The following is a 4,306-nucleotide window of genomic DNA, read 5'->3' on the forward strand; positions in this document are numbered from 1 at the left end:
CTAAACTACCCTTCAACTTGGCTTGACTGCTTTCAAAACAGGTAACACACCACGTTCGTTATAAAATACATCGGTAAACTGCAGTCCAGCCTCCTGCATTTGATGCCTAATTTCTTCCTCGCTTACAAAGTTCAGATAAGTCGCTTGTAAAATATCACCAAAAATAGAAAACTCACGCTTTAAGTCTTCTTCAGGAATCCCGTATTTTTCCCATTCAGCATCCCCGACTTGCGGAGGAGGGGTAAGAAAACTAATATATAAACGCCCGCCCGGCTTAAGCGCTTTTGCAAAGTTACTGTATAATGCTATCAACCTTTCTGGCGCTGATTCATACACGTTAAGACCATTACTGGTAATAACATCAAACACACTTTCATAATCAAGATTCCAAGCATCCCTAATTTCAAAATCACATAAGTTCGATAACCCTACTCTTTTTGCTTTTTCCTTAGCATGAGAAATAGATTCAGGATCAAGATCGATACCTTTTATTTTGATTCCAGAGTGATGGCTATAATCTTGATCCAGTAAGTCATCCATCACGCCACATGGTATAGAAGCAAAAGTTTTAGCCGTTGAAATTTCACTTTTAAGCAAACACTTAAATCGATGGAATCGTTCACGTGCCTGGCTTAACAGAGAGTCTTCCATCAGCCATTTTTTTAATGGATGTTCTTTTTCTGAGTCACACTGTTGAGTAAAAATATAAGACGTCCAATAACCATTTAAACCTCGGTTATGAAGCAGAAATCGCCCTAGATCAAACTCAGCCAATTCATCAACAAGCGCAAGCGTATCCTCAAGAGGCAAAATTAAATTGAGCGAGTTATTTCTCACCCTATCTTTTATTGCATCAATTATTGATTGTGTATCAGGAGATATAGAAACTTCTGAATGAGTTTTGTGTGAAATTATCTTTTCCATAAGTCAACCATACTACCTAAATAATCCACCCAATGTTAGTAAACCCAGACTTAACATTTTCGTCATCTAGCAACCCAGTTCTTTTTAATGCACTTATTACATTTTTCACAATGGGAACATCAGGTGTTACCTCAAAGCCTTTATAAATAGTATTTACTGTCTGCTTATTCTCTTCATGATCAGCAATAATACTGTCAAGATAATTCAGATTAAATTCTTTTTCGGACTCAATATTCAAATACATTTTCACGAAATCAGGGATATTACTACCAATATCTCTTCTTGCCTTATCAGGTAATCTATCCCACGTATACTGCAGAAGCTCCAGGAAGTAAATATAATGACGTGATTCGTCATTCATGTGATCATTTACATAGTTCTTAATCGATGGGTGAACCGATTCTGACTTAAAAAATTCAACCAATTCTTTAACTAAAGTAGTCTCAAATATACATACAGCAATTATTTCAAATAAATCATGATGCTCCGCATCCAGTCGCTTCATAATTTCATTAACTGCACAAAACGAGTCAGAATCAGGTAGAGCATCTTCTGTCAGGTAGGGATATCTGGCCTTTAACTGATTAATTAAGTCCCTGGCAACATAAACATGGTAGTACTCATCTATAATAACCGTATAAGCATTCATTTTTATCTGTTCAGGATAAGCAACAGGCAGATCATTATAGATAATTTTATTGCAAGCAGAGTTTATCAGCTTTATTTCTAACGTAACAATATCATTCAGATATTTAAATAAAGACCTAATCAGTAACTCTGACTTATTTTCTATACTGATATCCTTAAGTCTTCCATCTAATAAAACAGGCTGTTTATCCTCAGGAAAAAAGAAACCATCAAGCTCAAAATCAATTTTCTTTTCTGGGCGAGTTCGTATAGATGATCGCTTTTCCCACTTCTCAACATATTTTGATGACAAGCCAAAGCTTTGTGTATTCCCAACACTGGTTTCTAATGTCATAATTTTTTCACTTTCATTTTTAATACTATAGAGACATCAAGCAGAGGAATAATGTGCGTTATACAGGCGTATTGAATAGTAAAGGTGGTACTTTACTATTCAATACACTGTAATATACTCTTTATCTTAGATATAGATGCCCTTCATGAATAAAATTAATGAATAACAGCTTTCGCGTTAAAATCATGAAGAGCATAGACTACTTTTTATTTGTTAATTAAATAGAGTCTGCGAGTGAAACCTTATCCTTTTGAAGATAAAACATCATTGATAACACAAATGCAACCAATGCAATACCTAACATAATATAAGCCATCTGCTGAGGCTCTCCATTATACAAATAACTACTTAAGCTGGTAGCAGCCACAACCAGTAACGAACGAGTACTCATATTAAATGAAGAGGCCACCCCAGATATCTGCGGAAAAATGCTCATTGAGCGGCCAAAGACGATTGGATACAACAAGGCAAAACCAATACAGAACGTACTCATAAATAGTGTTAGCATTAAAGGATTATTACCCAGAACAGCGAGCATAAGCATACTGAATATAGCCACAAAAATACCAATTTTCTCAGTTTGAGATTCTCCACCTAAAATAGTAATTAACCTTCCTGATAGTAAGCTGGTGATAGAAAATGAGACGACGACACAAAAGAAGTGAGCAACAAACTGAGCAACAGATAGATCAAATGTTTCTCTATACAAAAAGGCACTTGATGCTACAAAAACCATATATGCCGCAAACAGCAACGAGGGTACAAGCGAAGATATTACAAATTTACTACTAAATACTAGCTTGGAATAGCTTTCAGTAAGAAAACGTAAATTGATTGGAGCCTTTTCTTTTTTAGTCTCAGGTAAAAATATAAAGAGTGCTATAAGAGATACAAAAGTAATCAGTGCGACAATTGCGTAATTACCTCTCCATCCCAAATAATAGTTCACCCATCCACCTACAAGTGGCGCAATAGCCATAGCAATCGACATGAATGCATTTACTAGCCCAAAAAGACTATACATTTTCACGCCTTCATATTTATCTGAAATGATTGCAAAAACAACAACAACTGGCGCACACGCACCTATTCCCTGTATCAACCGGGATAATAGCAAAAACTCAATACTTGTAGAGAAAACACAGCCCAAAGCACCAATAAGCATCACAACAGAACCCGACAGAATAACGTTTCTACGCCCGAAACTGTCAGACAGTGGTCCGTAAAATAATGCGCCTAACACAAAACCCACAAAGTTGAGAGCTATAGTCATTTGTACCAAACTAAAGTTTGTATTCAGTTCAGCAGCAATGTCAGGAAAGCTTGGTATCGACATATCAACTTCAATACACCCCGCTAATAACGACAACAAGAGTATTACGGGTAATATATCAAATTTGTCTTTCATAGAATCCATAAATTAAACCTTGTTCACTATCAAGTTGCACATGCTAGCAACGTTTTCGATGCTTTTATTTTCACTTCCATATTGCGCGGCGTATTAGCTCATTTAAAAAATGAAATAGCAATAAAACGTTGTATACAACCATTGACTGGGCTGATTAACCGAAAGCCAGAATAACACTACTGACAACGGAAACCCTTTAGTTTATTTGATTCTAATATAAGCACCGGATAATGGTGAAAACCATTAGTTGCTTCTGCATATTCACACTCTACGACATAGTTAAACTGCTATACCCTGCTAGCTACATATTTATCATGGCTATTTTAGTTTGTATATAATACTTTGGTCGTATATGACACCTAGAAAATGTCACTACACAGAAAAATCAGGCCCTACAAGTAATGTCTAACGGTCACCTTTGATCTTCTCTTATGCGTACCTTATATGAAAATGGTAATATTCTTCGATAAGCCAGAGACAAAGAATGGCTGGATAACTCTTGTTGAACATGCCGTAAATCCATCCTTGGAGGCTTGATTGCCGCCTCCATGCGGCAAACAGTTCAACATGAGCTTTCCAACCACAGTTTGCAACCAATACACTGAATTATTCGAAAGGCTTATCTGATTTGATAGAGGTTGATGTAATGTTAATAAGCTGAAACTCCTTTGCACCCTTAACATTAATTATGTAGGAGTAACAAATGAGTAAGGCTCTATATGGATTCCTAGGGGGTTATATCAATAGCTCTATTAGATCATTAAGTAAGCTTTTTCCTCGGCACTTTATATTGTACACAAACTCAAATAATGCTAAATAAAAAGGTAGTTTTTCTTGAGAAATACCTCGATGAGGTCTTAACCATGAGCGTAGTAATGACCAACAACCTTCAATGGTGTTAACATGTACTTCGTGAAAACCATCCCCATCTTCATCACGAGCATACTCCCCTTTCCCGTGACAAACGGTTTTATGTTGATATCCCCAACTCT

At 36.3% G+C, this 4,306-nt stretch carries 3 protein-coding genes and 1 pseudogene; all 4 read right to left on the minus strand.

Features of this window, described 5'->3' with window-relative positions:
• Positions 1-12: 12 nt before the first annotated feature.
• On the minus strand, positions 13-924 hold the full coding sequence (locus F607_RS28330; RefSeq protein WP_051310968.1) for a class I SAM-dependent methyltransferase: 912 nt from the start codon (positions 922-924) through the stop codon (positions 13-15).
• Positions 925-940: 16 nt separating this feature from the next.
• Positions 941-1,906 carry a diiron oxygenase gene (locus F607_RS0105950; protein WP_051310970.1) on the minus strand — a complete coding sequence of 322 codons (966 nt, stop codon included), beginning with the start codon at positions 1,904-1,906 and terminating at the stop codon, positions 941-943.
• A gap of 217 nt (positions 1,907-2,123) precedes the next feature.
• Complete coding sequence (locus F607_RS0105955; RefSeq protein ID WP_027707357.1) at positions 2,124-3,323, minus strand: multidrug effflux MFS transporter; 1,200 nt, start codon at positions 3,321-3,323, stop codon at positions 2,124-2,126.
• Positions 3,324-4,049: 726 nt separating this feature from the next.
• A pseudogene (locus F607_RS0105960) lies at positions 4,050-4,306 on the minus strand (hypothetical protein); the annotation flags it as partial.

Source organism: Zooshikella ganghwensis DSM 15267, from assembly GCF_000428585.1.
Lineage (GTDB): Bacteria > Pseudomonadota > Gammaproteobacteria > Pseudomonadales > Zooshikellaceae > Zooshikella > Zooshikella ganghwensis.

Excerpts from the sequence above, each read along its gene's own strand:
- F607_RS28330 (WP_051310968.1), bottom strand. The coding sequence starts at position 924 with ATGGAAAAGATAATTTCACACAAAACTCATTCAGAAGTTTCTATATCT.
- F607_RS0105950 (WP_051310970.1), bottom strand. The coding sequence starts at position 1,906 with ATGACATTAGAAACCAGTGTTGGGAATACACAAAGCTTTGGCTTGTCA.
- F607_RS0105955 (WP_027707357.1), bottom strand. The coding sequence starts at position 3,323 with ATGGATTCTATGAAAGACAAATTTGATATATTACCCGTAATACTCTTG.